Below are 16,961 nucleotides of genomic sequence, written 5' to 3' on the forward strand. Positions count from 1 at the left end.
TGACGGAGATGGCGGCGTTGTTCATGCGGCGCCGTTTTTTTGCTCTTCGATGAGCTTGAGCACAGCCTGGCCGTCCAGTGTTTCGTCCTGCAGCAGTTGCTCGGCCAGCTTGGCGATGACTGCCCAGTGGTTTTCCACCAGTTTTTCGGTGCGTTCCCGGGCCTGCTGCAGCCAGATGTCCACACGGGTCTGGGCGCGCTCCATCCAGGCCGGCGGCAGCGGGTTGTCGAAGGGGGCCAGAGAGAGCCAGCCGAAGCTTTCGTCCAGGCCCCACTGGGTGATGGCCAGCCACGCCATTTCGGTGGCCTTGGCCAGGTCGCTGGCGGCGCCGTTGTCACTGCCGCCGGACGATTCGGACACGGGGAATTGCCGCAGCTGGGCTACCCGTCCAGCCAGCTTGACGCAAAGATCGTTCATGGCCTCGTTGCGGTTCATGGGGCGGAGGGCATGTTCGTCGTCGCGGGAAAGGGCGACAAAGCCGTGTGCATCCCCGCGCCCGGCAATGGTGACCTGCTCCAGCGGGCGTTCGGGATGCAGCAGCGCAGCCAGCACGGCGTGTCCGGCTTCATGGTAGGCAACGGCGGCGAGGTATTCCTGCAGCGGTTTGCGACGGCTGCGCTCGCCGTATTTCACGGTATTGATCTGTTCCAGCAACTGCTCGTAGCTGACGTGGCCATCTTTGCCGTCCTGGCTTTGTTGCTGGGATAGCAGCAGTTCGCGATAGACCTTTTCAAAGTCGGCGCCGCTCATGCCGGCCGTCATGGCCACCAGTGCGTCGATGTTCCAGGCTGCGGCGGCGCCGGCCTGCGGGTGGGGCAGCGAGCACAGCCGCGACTCGATGAAGTGGCGGCGCGCTTCGCGGTCCAGCAGTGGCACTTCCATGAGCAGGTCCAGGCGCCCGGAACGCAGCAGCGCCGGGTCGACATTGGCCAGGAAGTTGGTGGCGGCGATGATGAAGACGGGATGTTCCGAACGCGAGCCAAAACCGTCGATCTCGGCCAACAATTGATTGATGGCCGGTTCCATGCCGCGCATCCCGCGTATGCCCAGGGCGTCGATTTCGTCGATGAAGACGATGCTGGGGGCATAACGCCGCGCCCGGCTGAAAATCGAGCGGGTCAGGGCGGGGTTGAACAGTTGCGGGCCGGCGACGGAAATGAACGGCACGCCGGCTTCCGCCGCCAGTGCCTTGGCCAGCATCGTCTTGCCGGTGCCGGGGCGGCCGTGCAGCAGCATGCCCTTCGGGGGCGGCGTTTGCTGGGCGTCTGCGGCCGACGTGGCCATGGCCGGGGCATTGAACAGCTGAATGATTTGTTGCAGCCTTTCCTTGGCTCGCGTATGCCCCTTGATGTCGCTGAAACGCAGGTCTGGAATCTCAATGGCAAAGCCATCATCGGCGCCATAATCCTTGCGGCCCTGTATGCGTTCCAGGCGTACAGCGCTGATGACCAGCTTCAGCACGCCGTCCTGGCGCTGCGGGCTGAGGTCGTAGCGCAACACCTCCCGGCGGCGAAACTGGTTGCGATGCAGGGCGTCCAGCGGATGTTCTGCGAACCAGTCGGTCACTTCCTGGGCAACGCTGACTTCAACGCGCTCCGGCAGTTGGCTGCTGGCGGCAGTGTCTGCAAAGCAGGCTTCGGTAAGCCAGTGCGTGCCGGCTTCTGCCAGGTCCAGCGGTGCGATGTCGGGCCCGAAGGACAGCGTGATGATTGACGAGATCAGGTCGAGGTTGTCGAACTCGACCGGAATGGCCTGCTTGCTGAATAGCTCGGCAAAGTTCGCCAGGGATTTTCTGGCGATACGGGTCAGCGAGTCTATCGTCAGTTCTGCGAACGGCAGAATAGTGGCGTTGGCAAGGTAGCCTGCCAGATAGGCGGAGATGCTGCCGTTTTCGCGGCTGCTATCCAGGCTGTCATCGCTGTCCCGGCGGGCCAGCATGTCTTCGGCGAGCAGGGTGGCTGCCTGTGCCGGATTTTCCCGGATCAACGTGGAAAGCGTATTATCTTCGGCTAGTTCCGGGCTGGGACGCAGCGTGAAAATCAACTGGGCCGATTTGAAGGATACCCGTCGGCTTTCCGCGCGCGAGCGTTCCTTTTCATTGCCGAACCCGTACTCATCTTCGAGATAACCGTCGCTGAGCAGATTGGCCAGAATGTTCTGGACGTTGGGGTGGGCGCGGTCTACATCGTCAAAGACCACCACCGCGCGCGGATGCCGGCGCACGAATCCTGTCAGTCGGCCGGGGCCGGCGTTGCTGTAGCCTTCGCGTAGGCCGGTCAGTCCGAAGCCTTCGTTGTGGCTCTGGAAGCTGGCCATGTTCAGTACCAGACCTTTGCCGTCGTTGGCGTCGGCCAGCTTGCGTGCCAGCAATGACTTGCCGGTGCCGGAGGGGCCGACGCAAACCAGCAGGCGAGGCTTGCCCGGCGTATTCAAACCCAGCGCGCGTGCCAGCAGTTCCGTGCGCAGGCGGGCCAGGGCGGCAGGCTGGCCGATGATCGTGGCTTCCAGCTCTTGCAGTTGCTCATCCACCTGTTTCAGCGCGGCGGGAACGCGTTCCTCTCGGGAGATGGTGGTGCTGCCGTCCTCTGCTGCCTGCGCTTCCTGCTCTTTGCCTGTGCCAGGAGCGGGTTCGCCGCTGGCGGGGCTGTGTCCGGGATGGTTGCGACGGTCGTGCTTGTTGCTGGTTTCGCTGGACTTCGTTGCTCTGGGCGGCGCGCCAGATGCGGGCAGCCGCAGCGTCAGGGTCTCGTCCTTGAATTGTTCAAGAAGTGCCGCGACTTCGTTGCTCAGAGGCAGGGGTGGTTCGGCGGGCGCGCCGGCCAGGCAGGTGATGCCATCGGTACGCGCCGCAGGCTTGCCCGTGATGCCCAGCAAGGCCGCGTGATGCAGCCCCACGCCGCTGGTATCTACATACAGCGCCAATGCTTCGCGCAAGGAGCTGACGGAAATCGTGTCGCGGCCGCTGGCAGTGGCCTGTTGCCCCGCCAGTACCAGGCATTCCTGCAGCGTGACCTCGCGCCCTTGGGCAGATTCTTCCGGGGTTATGCCGGGCACGGTCCCGGATGCATTGTCCGAGCAGATAGCGGGATCGGCGGGGGGGAGGGGGGCGTTGTTGGTGATGTCGTCGGCCACGTCCGGGGGAGCGGTATTCGTGTCCTGTTCCGGCAGGAACAGCCCGGCGACAGGATTGGCGCCATATTCGTTACGCAGCGAAGAAACGTCGGCAGTGAGCGAGACGGATGGTTTGGCCGGGGACTCGGCCAAACGCTGGATGCCATCCTTGCGTTTGGGGGCCTTCTTGTCCTTGGGGTCCAGGCCGAACTTCCAGGCGACTTCGTCAGGGAGATCCGTCGTGTCGACAAAAGTCTTCAGTGTCTCGCTGACGATATCCATGTTGATGCGCATAAGACCATGTTGCAGCGCGGTGACTTTGGATAGCTTGAGGATGTCTAGGAAGGTGATCGGCTTGATAGGGGGCATGCTTGAGGGAAATGCTGGGGGTGTATGGCATGACCTTGAAGTATAGGCATTCCGCCGGCTTGTTGCCTGACGTGCAGTGCTTCCAGTTGTGAGTGAATTCTTGTTTTCGTTGTCACACTTGTGCCATTCTGTGTGAGTTGTAAATGTTCATGCGCATCACCTGAACGAGCCATTTCCGCCGTCGGAACAAGCGCAACTGCCGGGTGTGCGCCGGCGAACGAATTTGTAACCGCAGGCCCTTTGGCGGTGAGGCAACAGTCCGGGTTTTGAATCTCCCACGTAACGTGATAGAATCCGACGATTAAGTATGCACCTCATTCCATCCATTTTTTAACTGCGTAATAGAATTCATGCCTATTGTTCGCCTGAAAGAAAACGAGCCGTTTGAAGCCGCTCTGCGCCGCTTCAAGCGCACCATCGAAAAGACGGGTCTGCTGACCGAACTGCGTTCGCGCGAGTTCTACGAAAAGCCCACCGCTGAGCGCAAGCGCAAGCATGCTGCCGCCGTGAAGCGTCATTACAAGCGTATCCGCAGCCAACAACTGCCTCCGCGCCTCTACTGATCTGTTCAGTGAGTGATTCCTGATTCTTTCATCCAGGAACTTCTCGCCCGGGTCGATATTACGGATGTCGTCGGGCGTTATGTGCAGCTGCGCAAGGGTGGGGCGAACCTTTTAGGTCTCTGCCCCTTCCATAACGAAAAATCCCCTTCCTTTACTGTCAGCCCCACCAAACAGTTCTACCACTGCTTTGGTTGCGGAGCGCATGGCAGCGCGATTACCTTCCTGATGGAGCACACCGGGGCCAGTTTCCCGGAAGCTGTGCGTTCGCTTGCCGCTTCGGCAGGCATGAACGTGCCGGAAGAGCCGCGCAGCCCGCGCCAGCAGGCCGAGGCCGCCAGGCGCAAGGAAGAGGTATCGCGGCATACGCAGGCACTGGAAAAAGCCCAGGAATACTATCTGGCGCAGTTGCGCCAGTCCGCCCAGGCGCGCCGCTATCTGCAGGGGCGCGGGCTGACTGGCGAGATCGCCAAGCGCTACGGCCTGGGCTGGACCGGCGACGATCGCCGGGGCTTGTCCAATGTCTTCGAGCGTTACGATGATCCCGTGCTGGTTGAGGTCGGGTTGGTCGTGGAAGCGGACGACGGGCGCCGTTATGACCGCTTCCGCGAGCGCGTCACCTTTCCCATTCGGAACGCCCGCGGCGCGCTGATAGGCTTTGGCGGCCGCATCATCGGCAAAGGCGAGCCCAAGTACCTGAATTCCCCGGAAACTCCTTTGTTTTCCAAGGGGCAGGAATTGTATGGCCTGTGGGAAGCGCGCCAGGCGATCCGGGCCGCCGGCCAGGTACTGGTGGTGGAAGGCTACATGGATGTGGTTGGCCTTGCGCAACTGGGCGTGGAGCATGCCGTGGCTACGCTGGGCACGGCAACGACGCCTCAGCATGTGCAGAAGCTGCTGCGCGCCAGCGAGAACGTGGTGTTCTCCTTCGATGGCGACAAGGCGGGGCGTCGTGCGGCCTGGCGGGCGCTCAATACCTGCTTGGCCTTGCTGCGCGATGACATTTCCATCCGCTTCCTGTTCCTGCCGGAAGATCACGATCCGGATTCCTACGTTCGCGCCTTCGGGGCCGAAGCATTCCGTGCCACGTTGGCCGAAGCCCAGCCGTTGTCGCGTTTCCTGCTCGATGAGCTTGCTGCGCGCCATGTCCTTGACGAAGTTGAAGGGCGCGCTGCCTGCATCCACGAAGCCCGGCCGCTGTTTGCCGAGATTCCGGATTGCGCGCTGAAGGTCCAGCTGCACAATGAATTCGCGCGGCAGGTGCGGCTTACCCCTGAGGAGCTGCATGCCATGTTCCGCGCGGGCGAGGCCCAGGCGCCGGGGCGGCACGCCGCGCCGGCAGCTGGTGCAGCCGAGGCTCACGCCGGCGGTAGTCACGCAGACGGGCGCCATGGCGTGGCGGAAGCGCCGCCACCCTGGATGGTCGCGCCAGATGATGTGGTTCCCGATGACATCGGTTTCCAGGGCGGCATGGATCACGAAGGCGGCTATTGGCCGGCACAGGAAACCTTCCAGGCGCCGCCGCAGCCGGGCACCGGCCGCCGGACATGGAATGGCAGTGGCAGGGATGGGGATCGGGGTAAGCGGCGCAAGGACGGCGGGCGCTGGAATGAAGGACGGAACCGGGGAGTGCCGCCCTTGAGCGGCGGCCAGCAAGTGGCCAGCCTGCCACGTAAATTATTGCGGTTGCTGGTGAGCCATCCCGGGCTGGTCGACGAAATGGGCGAGCAGCAGCTTGAAGTTCTAGATGGCAGCCCCCATATGCGTATGGTCAGGGAGTTGGTGACGCTGCTTCAGGATTCGGGAGCGAGGCATATCGGCGCCATGATGGAAGCCGTGCCTGCTGAATCCGAGTTGGCGGGCATCCTGCATGACCTGTCGCGCGACGTGCTTGGCAGCGAAGAGCTGCCCGACCCGCAACTGGAGTGGGAAGGGGGCTTGCGCAATGTCGAGCGCGAGGCGCTGAAGTTGGAACTGGATGCCCTGGTGGCGTCCGGCCTGACGGATGATGAGTCGAAAAAGTTATACCAGGATCTGACGCGCCGCCTGAGGGCCTTGGGGAACGCTTAGTGTAGTGTTCCCGCAAATAAGTTAAGATTCAGGGGTTTGCGATGTCTGCCCCGAACCTTTTCTCGGAGTTGCGGTCGGATGATGCTGCGGGTCTTAGCCCGCCTGATGCCGGAAGTCTTGTTACTTCCGGCTTTTCGGCGCTTGATGCCGAGTTGTTCTCGCTCTTTTTTGTCCTGTTCACTGTTTGGGCTGTCGGCAGAATCAGACAGCCCTCCCGTTTTGTGGCGGCAACTTCGCTACGGAAACCATTATGACCCAATCCAAAACCGCAAAAAGTTCGAAGGCAGACCAACAGACGCATATCGACGTGCCGGATACAGGCAGTGCGGCAACGACTGGCGCCCGCAAGGTGACGCGCGCCGCTGCCAAGACGCCGGCCAAGGCTGCGGTCAAGGTGGCAGCAGCAGGCGCGGCCAAGACGACGAAGACGGCAGCCAAGAGCGCGACCAAGACGGCAGCCAAGAAGGCTGCCGAGCCCAAGGCAGCGGCTGCGCCCAAGGTTGCCGGTACCGGCCGTCGCCCCGGCCGTCCTGCCAAGAGCGCTAACGTCAGCGCGGATTTCGATGACGACATGGATCAAGACGGCGAAATCGTTCCTGATTTCAAGCCGGCCAAGCGCGGCAAGCGCGGCAAGGCGGATCCCAAGGATCTGATCGCGCGCGGCCCCGTGTCGCCCGAGGAATACGAAGCTCGCCGCAACCGCCTGAAGCAGCTCATCAAGCTGGGCAAGGATCGCGGCTACCTGACCTACGGCGAAATCAACGATCATCTGCCGGATGATCTGGTGGACGCCGAAGCCATCGACGGCATCATCAGCACGTTCAGCGACATGGGCATCGCAGTCTATGACCAGGCGCCCGACGCTGAAACGCTGCTGATGAGCGAAAACGCGCCGGTGGCATCCAATGACGACGATGTTGAGGATGAAGCGGAAGCTGCGCTCACGACGGTGGATTCCGACTTCGGCCGTACGACCGACCCGGTGCGCATGTACATGCGCGAAATGGGTTCTGTCGAACTGCTGACGCGCGAAGGCGAAATCGAAATTGCCAAGCGTATCGAAGATGGCCTGAAGCACATGGTCATGGCCATTTCCGCGTGTCCGACCACCATCTTGGAAATCCTGGCGCACGTTGCCAAGGTACGCGATGGTTCCAGCCAGGTTGACGAAATCGTCGACGGCCTGCTGGACCAGGACGGTGAAGAGTATGCAGGCGCCGGTGTGACTGACAGCGGTGACGACGGCCCCGCAGGCGGCATGAGCAGCAAGCAGCTGGAAACGCTACGTGTTGAAACGCTGGAAAAATTCGATCGCGTCGAAAAATGGTTCGGCGTGATGCGTGAATGCTACGAGACCGGCGGCTACCGTTCGGCCCGTTACCTTGAGGCGCAGGAAGGTATCCAGGAGGAGTTCCTGGGCATCCGCTTCACGGCCAAGATGGTCGAGCGTCTGGCTGACACCTTGCGTTCGCAGGTGGAAGAAGTACGCCAGCTGGAGCGTGCAGTGCTGTCGGTTTGTGTGGATCGCGCCGGCATGCCGCGCAGCCACTTCATCAAGGTCTTCCCGGGCCAGGAAACCAATCTGGAATGGGTGCAAAAGGAAGTGGATGCCGGCTATCCGTATTCGGAAACCCTGGCACGCCATATTCCTGACGTGCAGGAGCTGCAGAACAAGCTCATTGAGTTGCAGGACCGCGTCGTGCTGCCGCTCAAGGATCTCAAGGACGTCAACAAACGCATGGCAACCGGCGAGGCCAAGGCCCGCAAGGCCAAGCGCGAGATGATAGAGGCCAACCTGCGTTTGGTGATCTCCATTGCCAAGAAGTACACCAACCGCGGCCTGCAATTCCTGGATCTGATCCAGGAAGGCAACATCGGTCTGATGAAGGCGGTGGACAAGTTCGAATACCGCCGTGGCTACAAGTTCTCGACCTACGCCACATGGTGGATCCGCCAGGCCATCACGCGCTCCATTGCCGATCAGGCGCGCACCATCCGTATTCCGGTCCACATGATCGAAACGATCAACAAGATGAACCGGATCAATCGTCAGATCCTGCAGGAAACCGGCGCCGAGCCGGATCCCGCAACCCTGGCGGCCAAGATGGACATGCCGGAAGACAAGATCCGCAAGATCCTGAAGATCGCCAAGGAGCCCATCTCCATGGAAACGCCGATCGGTGACGACGACGATTCCCACCTGGGCGATTTCATCGAGGACACGGCCAATCTGGCACCTGCCGAAGCCGCGCTGCATGGCTCCATGCGCGACGTGGTCAAGGAAGTGCTGGATTCGCTGACGCCGCGTGAGGCCAAGGTGCTGCGCATGCGTTTTGGTATCGAAATGAGCACCGACCAGACGCTGGAAGAGGTCGGCAAACAATTCGACGTCACCCGCGAGCGCATCCGCCAAATAGAAGCCAAGGCCTTGCGCAAGCTGCGCCACCCCAGCCGTGCGGACAAACTGAAGAGCTTCCTGGAAGGGCAGTAATGGAAGCCTTCCTGCAATGAGCTGGGCGGATCCGACGATACTGTTGTTGCTGGCGTTTGCCGTTCTCGGCTACGTCAGCCACAACATGGCGGTATCCATCGCCATGCTGGTGCTGTTGTTTGTACGGCTGACGCCGCTGCAGGCGCATTTTCCCTGGGTGCAGAAATACGGCCTCAGCGTGGGCATCATCATCCTGATGGTAGGCGTGATGACACCCATTGCCAGCGGCCGCATCAGTGTCAGCGACCTGCTGCACTCCTTCGTGGAATGGCGTTCTTTCCTGGCGGTGCTGGTTGGTATCGGCGTGGCCTGGCTGGGCGGGCGGGGCGTGGTCCTGATGGGCAACAGCCCGCAGATCGTGGCTGGCCTGCTGATGGGAACCCTGATCGGTGTGGCATTCTTCCGTGGCGTACCGGTGGGGCCGCTGATTGCAGCGGGCCTGCTGTCTCTGTTGATAGGGAAATCCTGACCCGGCCACGGGTGGCGGGTAACAGATTTCCAGGGGATTTCCAGGGCGCTACTGTTTTGCAATGGCCACCAAGCATGTCATAATAATGAGCTTGGGGGCCGTTAGCTCAGTTGGTTAGAGCAGAGGACTCATAATCCTTTGGTCGCTGGTTCAAGTCCAGCACGGCCTACCAGTATTGATGCGGCTCACAGCGATGTGGGCCGTATTTTTTTGTCCTTCAATTGCATAGGTTCGTGCATGCTGGCCGCCGCCCGGCGTGAAGCAGCGGTCGGGCGGCATCCAGGAAGTCTGCTGAAAGTGCTGTTGCGCTTATTTAGGTTGGCACTGGTTGGTGGGAGCGCGGCCCTGGAATCTGGCTTCGGCCCAGTCCGGGAAGCGCTTGGCGGCTTCTGGTACCACGGCGCTGTGGTCGTGGTCGGCGAAGGTCAGGAATTCTGCGGCAGCACCGGCTTCACAGATGGCGTCCCGCTCCCGAAGCGTCAGTTCGATAGGCGTGTCCTTGTCCGCATCTCCCTGGAAGATGATGAAGGGCATGTGGCCGCTGGGTTTGAAGTTATCCACCGCCGACATGGCTTGCCACCATGGTGATCCTTCCACCAGTGCATCGGGTTGATAGGGGGCGCTCACGTTTGCTGCAGCGCTCCAGACATCGAAGCAGCCATCGGCCATGGCAGGAAATTGTTCCAGGCCTTCCGTCGTGAGGAAGTCGCGGTAGCGCAGCTCAGGGAAATATGCCTTGATGCCAGGCAGGGTGGATATGACATACCCGGCCAGCGATGTGTTTTTCATCGAGTTGAGCGTGAGGTCCTTGATTCTTACGCCCGGGGCAATCAGTGCGGCACCCAACCCGGTGAAGTCCGGTACGTACTGCTGGGCGATGGATTCGGCCCACATGGTGGTCTGCCCACCTTGCGACCAGCCATACATGACATAGCGCTTGGATGCCTTGATGTCAGGAATCTGTTGCGCAACCCTCAGCATGTCGAGCGAGGCCCGCGCATTGGGCTGGCCGGCCATGTAATAGGCCGGGCCGGGCAAGCCCTGTCCGGGGTAGTCGCTCATGACCACGATATAGCCCTTGGCCAGCAGTGCCTTGATCGCTGGAATCCGTTCTTCGTCGGTGTCCCGGCGGGATGGCGCGCAGGCATCGGCCACGCCGGTGGTTTCGTGGTTCCACAGGATAACGTCGCGTTCCTGCGCCACGCTTTCCTGGGGAGCATAGATTTCTCCCGACACATAGGCCAGTTTGCCCTGGGCGATTTCCGAGACGTAGATCACGTTCCAACCCTTGGCGCCAGTCGGTGCATCCGTGCGGGCCTGGATGTAAAGGATGTCGCCTGCTTTGGCAGTGGCGGGCGGGCGGCGATAGACATCCCAGAACGCCGATCCCAGCGGGCCGACCTGCAGTTCAGGTGCTGGCGCGGCATGGGCGTCTCCAGAATTGCCGTCGCCACCACATGCGCTCAGGACGACGCTGGATGCCAACGTGGCAATGAGTGCTGCCAGCGTACTCTGGCGATGGTTCGTTTTCATGTATGTTTCTCCTCCAGTATTGGATTTGCATAATATTTATATTTTGTAAGTTATTTTCCAGAAAATCCCTTTTAAGGTCTGGAATTTAATTATTTTATATAAATATAAAATCCGAAAGACATGGTTTCCCCGAGGTCTTGCTCATGATCGCGAGCGGGTGGCCGGGGACGGAGGGGCGTGCGGGCGGGGGCGACGGGGGCGCTTCCGGCCCTAAGCTGTGTCTGCTGGTCACGATGGCGCCGATTTGACACCTGATACCGGGTGAAGTGTTCTACGATTGTCTTGCACCCAACTCTCGCAATCTTCGACAGGAGTTTGTTCATGTCTCGTTTTGATGGAAAAATCGGCATCATCACTGGTGCCGCCAGTGGTATTGGCAAGGAAATCGCAGTGCGTTTCGCGGCGGAGGGTGGTACGTCCGTTATCGCCGACCTGAATTTGCAGGCCGCGCAGGCAACGGCTGAGGAAATTCGCAAGACCGGCGCCGATGCATTTGCCGTCGCGATGAATGTGACGGACGAAGCGCAGGTGGAACAGGGCATTGCAGAAGTGATCGCCAGGTACGGCAAGATTGATGTGCTGGTCAGCAATGCGGGTATCCAGATCGTCAAGCCACTGGTTGATTTTCCTTATGAGGAATGGAAAAAGCTGTTGGCTATCCATCTGGACGGCGCATTCCTGACCACGCGCGCTTGCCTGAAGCATATGTATGCGGCCAACTACGGCCGCGTGGTGTATATGGGGTCGGTGCACTCCAAGGAAGCTTCCAAGCTGAAGGCGCCCTATGTCACGGCCAAACACGGCCTGATCGGTCTGGCCAAGGTGTTGGCCAAAGAGGGTGCAGAACACAATGTGACGGCCAATGTTGTTTGCCCCGGTTTTGTGCGTACGCCGCTGGTCGACAAGCAGATTCCGGAGCAGGCCCAGGAGTTCGGGATCACCGAAGAGCAGGTCGTGAAGACGATCATGCTCAAGGACACTGTCGATGGCGAATTCACGACGACTGCGGATGTCGCCGAGGCCGTGCTGTTTTTTGCCGGTGCCAGCAGCAATGCGCTGACCGGACAGTCGCTGGTCGTCAGCCACGGCTGGTTCATGCAATAGGTATGGCGCAGGTGTGCTGGCCATGTGCGCCGGGTGGCCGGCGCGCACCAGCCGCATGTTGATTCGCACCCTGGCAGCAGTCGCAAGGCCATCAAACCGGGCAAGTCGGGACGGGAAAACGAAGGTTGGCGTTCTTGACTACAATTTCCTTGACGCTTCCGCACGCGGCGGCAGCGGCTGGTCATGTGCACAGGCCAGTTTCATGGTCGATCCGAGCCACTTCCTAGGAGTTTTCGTGCGACGTTCCTATTTCTTTCCCTTGTTCGCCGCTGCCGGCTTGCTGGCAGTTTTTTCCGTGTCGGCGCAGCCGCGTTCCGTGGACGCGCGCGAGTTCGATGTGGCGGGCGTGAAGACGGGCATGGGCCTGGACGCAGTGCGTCAGGTCATGGCCAGGCATTTCAATATTGCCGCCGATGCGGTGAAGTCTGACCCTTATCCGTCGGTGAATCCGGTGACTGGCACCAAGTTGCCATCCTATCTGGTGTATGAAGCCGGCAATGAAAAGCTTCTGGTGCATTTCGAACCCAGGGTGCCCGTCAATGCTGCCGATCCGCTGGCCGTGTCGCAGATCATCTATGAAATTCCCTGGACGCAAAGCAATGAGGCTGCGATGGCGCAGCGTGCGGTGACCCGCTATGGCGAGCCATCCAATGCGCCCAATTCGATGAAGCAGGAATGGTGCGAATCACCCAGCGATAATCCCGGCATGGGATGCTCGATGAGGCAGCAGGCCGTTCTGTCGGTGTCGGGCACCAAGTTGCAATTGCATGATCCGGCCTGGAGCCAGGCGCGCATCGAGTTCCTGCGCAACCAGCAGTCGGCGAGCCCGGGTTTCTGAGGCTGCCTGGCCGCGTTGGCAAAGCCGGGCCGGTACAGGCTTGGCCTGGCCTCGGTCTGCACCCGTTCCGGCCTCGGGCCCACCCCTCCGCCCCCACTCAGGCAGCTCTGGGGCATGCGGTGCGCCAGCCATGCAGCGAGGCTTTATTCGCTGCGTCATCATGAAGCAGGAAAACGGTATGACGCCTTCCAAGCACTGGTCCAGGGTCGAGTATCTGCACGAGAGCGTACGGAACCCGAATATCCACATCCGCGGCACCCATAGCTACTACAGCGACGCCTGGAGCGGTTCTTTCGAGCAAAGCGTGGTGCGCTACCTGTATGGCGACGAATACAGCCTGCAGGCCTGGGACCCGCTTTGGCCCATAGATCAGCTGTATATCGGCGATTATGTCTGTATCGGCGCGCAAGCGGTGATCCTCATGGGGGGTAACCATACCCATCGCATGGATTGGTTCAGCCTGTACCCTTTTGTTGAAACGCTGGAGCAGGCCTATGTGGGCAAGGGCGATACGACCATCGGCGACGGCGCCTGGATAGGTATGCGGGCCATGATCATGCCGGGCGTGACGATAGGGGAAGGGGCTGTCGTTGCATCCGGGGCGATCGTGACCAAGGACGTGGCTCCCTATACCGTGGTAGCGGGCAACCCGGCTGTGCCCATCCGGCAGCGCTTTGCGGCGGCAACGGTGGAGTCCGTCCTGGCGCTGGGCATCTATCGCTGGAGCGAGGAAAAGTTCGAGGCGCTGCGTCCCTTGCTGTGCGGCAGCGATTTTGGCGCTTTGCTGGCGGCCGCCGAGCATTTCGATGCAAGCAGGACCTCATCGCGATAGTCGTGGCGCGAGTCCTGCGTAATTTTTTGATGTTGCAGTGCGATAATCACGGGGTCGGGCCCGAGAGCAAACGGGCCATCAATTTCCTACCGGAGAAGCCCTGTGAGCAGTCATACCGCCACGCTGCCTGATGCCGCCGTCGAAACCGCGCCGGTGACGCAGGATGCCTTGCGCATCAATGATGTACGCATCAGCGCCGTGCGCCCCCTGATCTCGCCCGCCCTGCTGGAAGACGAATTGCCCGTGCCGGAATCCGCGCACCATTCTGTGCAGCAGGCGCGGGACGCTATTGCCGATGTTCTGCATGGCCGCGATGACCGTCCTGTGGTAGTGGTCGGGCCATGTTCTATCCATGACCATGGGCAGGCCATGGAGTATGCACACCTGCTCAAGGGGGCTGCTGAGCGCTTTCGCGATGACTTGCTGATCGTTATGCGCGTGTACTTCGAAAAGCCGCGTACGACGGTGGGCTGGAAGGGCTACATCAACGATCCGCGCCTGGATGGGAGCTTCTGCATCAATGAAGGCTTGCGCCGTGCGCGTAAACTGCTGCTGGAAATCGCGCAGCTGGGCTTGCCAGTCGGTACTGAATTCCTGGACTTGCTTAGTCCGCAGTTCATTGCCGATCTGATTGCCTGGGGTGCGATCGGTGCCCGGACGACCGAAAGTCAGAGCCATCGCCAGCTGGTGTCGGGCCTGAGCTGCCCCATCGGATTCAAGAATGGCACCGATGGTGGCGTGCAGGTGGCGGCGGACGCGATTGTTGCGGCCAGTTCCAGCCATGCGTTCATTGGTATGACCAAGATGGGTGTGGCGGCGATCTTCGAAACCCGCGGCAATGAGGATGCGCATGTCATTCTGCGTGGTGGCAAGCCGGGCCCGAACTACGATGCTGCCAGTATCGAGGCATGTTGCGCAGTGTTGCGCAAGGCCGGCCTGCGTGAGCAGGTCATGGTGGACTGCTCGCACGCGAATTCGAACAAATCACACCAACGCCAGATCGACGTTGCTGCGGATCTCGCGGCGCAGATCGCCGCTGGCGACCAGCGCATTACTGGCATCATGCTGGAAAGCAATCTGGAGGAAGGGCGGCAAGACCTCAAACCTGGTGTCTCGCTGCAGCGCGGCGTTTCTATTACCGATGCCTGCCTGGGCTGGGGGCAGACGGAAGGGGTGCTGGAAACGCTTGCCGCTGCCGTGCGCCAGCGCCGTGGGCAGATTTGATCACTGTTCATACATGGCGGAGGCCGCAGGACGTACTGCCTGTGTGAGTTTGCCGTGATTTAGGATACAATCTCTTTCTTAGTCGGGGCGTAGCGCAGTCTGGTAGCGCATCTGGTTTGGGACCAGAGGGTCGCATGTTCGAATCATGTCGCCCCGACCACAGAATGACAAGCAACGGGGGTGACGGCATAGGCCGTCACCCCCGTTGCTTTTTGGCGCCAGCGGTGCGCCATTGATTTCGTCTTCGCAATTAAGTGCGATTCACACGCATTTGATAATTCATCTTTTTTGCAATTCAGTTGATTTAAATCAAATGGCTCCTTGCTTTGTCATGGACTATTTTTATTTCAGCAAATACGACTATTTCGTGGTTTTCCCTGAGAATGATTGTGAATCTCTGATGAAAAACGAGGTTATCATTTCTTGACTGGAATAAAACAACGATTGCCAGGCAAACTACGCGTTTGGCCGGTATCTGCAATAAAGATTTACGTTTTGTCGGTTGGGATAAGTTATAGTGAGAAAGATCTGAAACCCCGAGGGCGAACATGATTTACGAAGTCACCACGATTCATATCCACCCTGGTCAGCAAGCCGATTTCGAAGCGGCAATCAAGCAGGGTGCAGATACCATCATTGCCAAGTCCAAGGGGTTTCTGGGCTATAGCGTCCGCCGAGCAATAGAGTCACCCGAACAATATCAATTGCAGATCAAATGGGAGACGCTGGAAGACCACATGGTGGGTTTCCGGGAATCGCCCGCGTTCCCTGCGTGGCGCGCCATCATCAGCCCCTTCTTCGCCTCAGCGCCGACGACGGTGCATGTCGAGGAAGTCAGCCGGGGCTGACACCGTCAGCAGTCCAGATGACGGCGCCGGGTTCTCGAAGGAACGGCGCCAGAAGACTCAATTCATCGGCCCTCGGGCCGAAGCAGAGTATTAAGCGTAATTGCCGATAGTATTTTTGCACAGTCTGGTCGGGTTGTTAAGTCTTGTCCGTAATGAACATTATTGCCTGTGTGAATTTCACATGGGGGTTTCTTTGCGTGTGTCTTCGGTGAATGGCTGTGTGTTTCACAGGCGAAATGCAAACAACCAGCAATGCTGAATTGTCGTTCTGTCATGTTGGCACGCCATCATGATGAGGTTTTTTATTGATTGTTTTCCGGTAATGAGGGCGCCCTTGCGTCCATAAGGAACTGCAGGTTTTTCGGCACCCGGTTTTTTGCCTATTCAGAAACGCAGGAGAGTGTAAGAATGTTGACGCAGATTATTATGGCGGCCTTGGGGCCTATTGTTGTCGGGGGGGCCGTCGGTTGGCTTTCCGGTAAGTATGGCTTCATCAAGCGAGATTATTCGCAGGCATTCGCCGATTTTGTCGTCAAAATCGCGCTGCCTATCGCGCTGTTCCTGGCGGCGTTGAGTTCTTCGCCTTCCTCCATCCTCAATGCAGACTTCGCGCTTGCCATGGCGGCCGGTCTGGTGCTGGCTTATGTCGTGGCCTATGTCGTCGGCAAGGTGGTCTACAAGCACAACCGTGCCGATGCAACGATGCAGGCCCTCTCGGCGTCTTTTCCTGACATGGCCTACTGTGGTCCTCCCATCCTGCTGGCAACCGTGGGTTCGTCCGGCTTGATCGCCATGGTGATCGGCAACCTGATCTATACCGTCATCATCCTGCCCATTGCGCTGATGATGATCGGTGGCGGCAACAAGGGCCAAAGCGCCTGGAAGTCGTTCGGCAAGTCCTTGTCGCAGCCGTTGGTGTTCCTGCCCATCCTGGGTGCTGTGCTGGCAATCGCTGGCGTGGAAGTGCCGGATGTCATCAAGAACTCGCTCAACGAACTGGGCAAGACTGCTGGCGGCGTGGCGCTCTTCTTCCTGGGCCTGTTCCTGTCGGGCATCAAGATGAATCTGCGCTCCGAGATTGTGTTCAACGTCATTATCAAAAATATCCTGCAAGGGGCAGTGATCCTGGGCGTCGGCCTGGCGCTGGGCCTGGAAGGCATGTTGCTGAAGTCGGCCTTCATCATCGGCATCCTGCCGACGGCGACGGCGACGCCGGCGCTGGCTGTGGCCAACAACGTCTACAAGGACGAGGCAGCTTCCACCGTGCTGCTCAGCACGCTGGTATCGCTGGTGACGATGACGCTTGGCATCGTGGTGGTGTCCGAGTGGCTGTAAGGCTGGTGTGAACCTGCGCGTCGCAGCGCTGGCCCCGGTGCGGGCGTGCGGCGCGAGGTGTTCCAGGCCGCCTGTCCTGAAATCGGGGCGGGCGGCGGGCAAGGCAGGCGGGCGCTCAGGCGCCTGCAGCCACGTCTGGCAGCCTGGGCTTGCTCTGTTTTTTCCCATGGTTTGCCG

The 16,961-nt window shown here is 60.1% G+C and carries 12 protein-coding genes and 2 tRNA genes; 12 read left to right on the forward strand and 2 right to left on the reverse strand.

All coding sequences use genetic code 11. The features are described 5' to 3' along the window. Positions 1-21: 21 nt before the first annotated feature. Positions 22-3,480, reverse strand: a complete 3,459-nt coding sequence (locus ACEW7X_RS05775; RefSeq protein WP_420177723.1) for an AAA family ATPase — start codon at positions 3,478-3,480, stop codon at positions 22-24. 350 nt (positions 3,481-3,830) lie between these two features. On the opposite strand from ACEW7X_RS05775, the gene rpsU reads away from it, so the two are divergent. From rpsU to ACEW7X_RS05800, 5 genes are all read left to right on the forward strand, one after another. Then, complete coding sequence (gene rpsU / locus ACEW7X_RS05780) at positions 3,831-4,043, forward strand: 30S ribosomal protein S21 (protein WP_006218592.1); 213 nt, start codon at positions 3,831-3,833, stop codon at positions 4,041-4,043. Positions 4,044-4,055: 12 nt separating this feature from the next. Further along, entirely contained in the window at positions 4,056-6,110 is a 2,055-nt protein-coding gene (gene dnaG, locus ACEW7X_RS05785) for a DNA primase (protein ID WP_068368971.1), read from the forward strand. Between the two features lie 250 nt (positions 6,111-6,360). Beyond that, positions 6,361-8,601, forward strand: coding sequence for an RNA polymerase sigma factor RpoD (rpoD, locus tag ACEW7X_RS05790; protein WP_068368968.1), 2,241 nt, complete (start codon positions 6,361-6,363; stop codon positions 8,599-8,601). A gap of 16 nt (positions 8,602-8,617) precedes the next feature. Continuing rightward, on the forward strand, positions 8,618-9,070 hold the full coding sequence (locus ACEW7X_RS05795; RefSeq protein ID WP_068368964.1) for a DUF441 domain-containing protein: 453 nt from the start codon (positions 8,618-8,620) through the stop codon (positions 9,068-9,070). A 95-nt stretch (positions 9,071-9,165) separates the two neighbouring features. Next, positions 9,166-9,242: transfer RNA gene (locus ACEW7X_RS05800), tRNA-Ile, on the forward strand. A gap of 137 nt (positions 9,243-9,379) precedes the next feature. Here ACEW7X_RS05800 and ACEW7X_RS05805 read toward each other — a convergent pair. Then, positions 9,380-10,603, reverse strand: a complete 1,224-nt coding sequence (locus tag ACEW7X_RS05805; protein ID WP_127773536.1) for an alpha/beta fold hydrolase — start codon at positions 10,601-10,603, stop codon at positions 9,380-9,382. A 321-nt stretch (positions 10,604-10,924) separates the two neighbouring features. Between ACEW7X_RS05805 and ACEW7X_RS05810 the strand changes: the two genes are divergently transcribed. From ACEW7X_RS05810 to ACEW7X_RS05840, 7 genes are all read left to right on the forward strand, one after another. Further along, on the forward strand, positions 10,925-11,707 hold the full coding sequence (locus tag ACEW7X_RS05810) for a 3-hydroxybutyrate dehydrogenase (RefSeq protein WP_127773537.1): 783 nt from the start codon (positions 10,925-10,927) through the stop codon (positions 11,705-11,707). Between the two features lie 235 nt (positions 11,708-11,942). Then, entirely contained in the window at positions 11,943-12,545 is a 603-nt protein-coding gene (locus ACEW7X_RS05815; RefSeq protein WP_153044087.1) for a hypothetical protein, read from the forward strand. Positions 12,546-12,723: 178 nt separating this feature from the next. Then, the gene (locus tag ACEW7X_RS05820; RefSeq protein ID WP_153044086.1) at positions 12,724-13,377 is read left to right on the forward strand and encodes a CatB-related O-acetyltransferase; all 654 of its coding nucleotides are present in this window, start codon (positions 12,724-12,726) and stop codon (positions 13,375-13,377) included. 102 nt (positions 13,378-13,479) lie between these two features. After that, complete coding sequence (locus ACEW7X_RS05825) at positions 13,480-14,601, forward strand: 3-deoxy-7-phosphoheptulonate synthase (RefSeq protein ID WP_127773539.1); 1,122 nt, start codon at positions 13,480-13,482, stop codon at positions 14,599-14,601. An 83-nt stretch (positions 14,602-14,684) separates the two neighbouring features. Further along, positions 14,685-14,761, forward strand: a tRNA-Pro gene (locus ACEW7X_RS05830). Between the two features lie 388 nt (positions 14,762-15,149). Then, positions 15,150-15,449, forward strand: coding sequence for an antibiotic biosynthesis monooxygenase family protein (locus tag ACEW7X_RS05835; protein ID WP_068368956.1), 300 nt, complete (start codon positions 15,150-15,152; stop codon positions 15,447-15,449). 408 nt (positions 15,450-15,857) lie between these two features. Beyond that, the gene (locus ACEW7X_RS05840; protein WP_068368953.1) at positions 15,858-16,784 is read left to right on the forward strand and encodes an AEC family transporter; all 927 of its coding nucleotides are present in this window, start codon (positions 15,858-15,860) and stop codon (positions 16,782-16,784) included. The last annotated feature ends 177 nt before the right edge of the window (positions 16,785-16,961 follow it).

It is taken from the genome of Kerstersia gyiorum (assembly GCF_048595715.1).
GTDB lineage: Bacteria > Pseudomonadota > Gammaproteobacteria > Burkholderiales > Burkholderiaceae_B > Kerstersia > Kerstersia gyiorum.

What these genes read in the sequence shown, in the direction of transcription:
- ACEW7X_RS05775 (WP_420177723.1), bottom strand. Translation starts at nt 3,480, where the DNA reads ATGCCCCCTATCAAGCCGATCACCTTCCTAGACATCCTCAAGCTATCC.
- rpsU (WP_006218592.1), top strand. Translation starts at nt 3,831, where the DNA reads ATGCCTATTGTTCGCCTGAAAGAAAACGAGCCGTTTGAAGCCGCTCTG.
- rpoD (WP_068368968.1), top strand. Translation starts at nt 6,361, where the DNA reads ATGACCCAATCCAAAACCGCAAAAAGTTCGAAGGCAGACCAACAGACG.
- ACEW7X_RS05795 (WP_068368964.1), top strand. Translation starts at nt 8,618, where the DNA reads ATGAGCTGGGCGGATCCGACGATACTGTTGTTGCTGGCGTTTGCCGTT.
- ACEW7X_RS05805 (WP_127773536.1), bottom strand. Translation starts at nt 10,603, where the DNA reads ATGAAAACGAACCATCGCCAGAGTACGCTGGCAGCACTCATTGCCACG.
- ACEW7X_RS05810 (WP_127773537.1), top strand. Translation starts at nt 10,925, where the DNA reads ATGTCTCGTTTTGATGGAAAAATCGGCATCATCACTGGTGCCGCCAGT.
- ACEW7X_RS05820 (WP_153044086.1), top strand. Translation starts at nt 12,724, where the DNA reads ATGACGCCTTCCAAGCACTGGTCCAGGGTCGAGTATCTGCACGAGAGC.
- ACEW7X_RS05835 (WP_068368956.1), top strand. Translation starts at nt 15,150, where the DNA reads ATGATTTACGAAGTCACCACGATTCATATCCACCCTGGTCAGCAAGCC.
- ACEW7X_RS05840 (WP_068368953.1), top strand. Translation starts at nt 15,858, where the DNA reads ATGTTGACGCAGATTATTATGGCGGCCTTGGGGCCTATTGTTGTCGGG.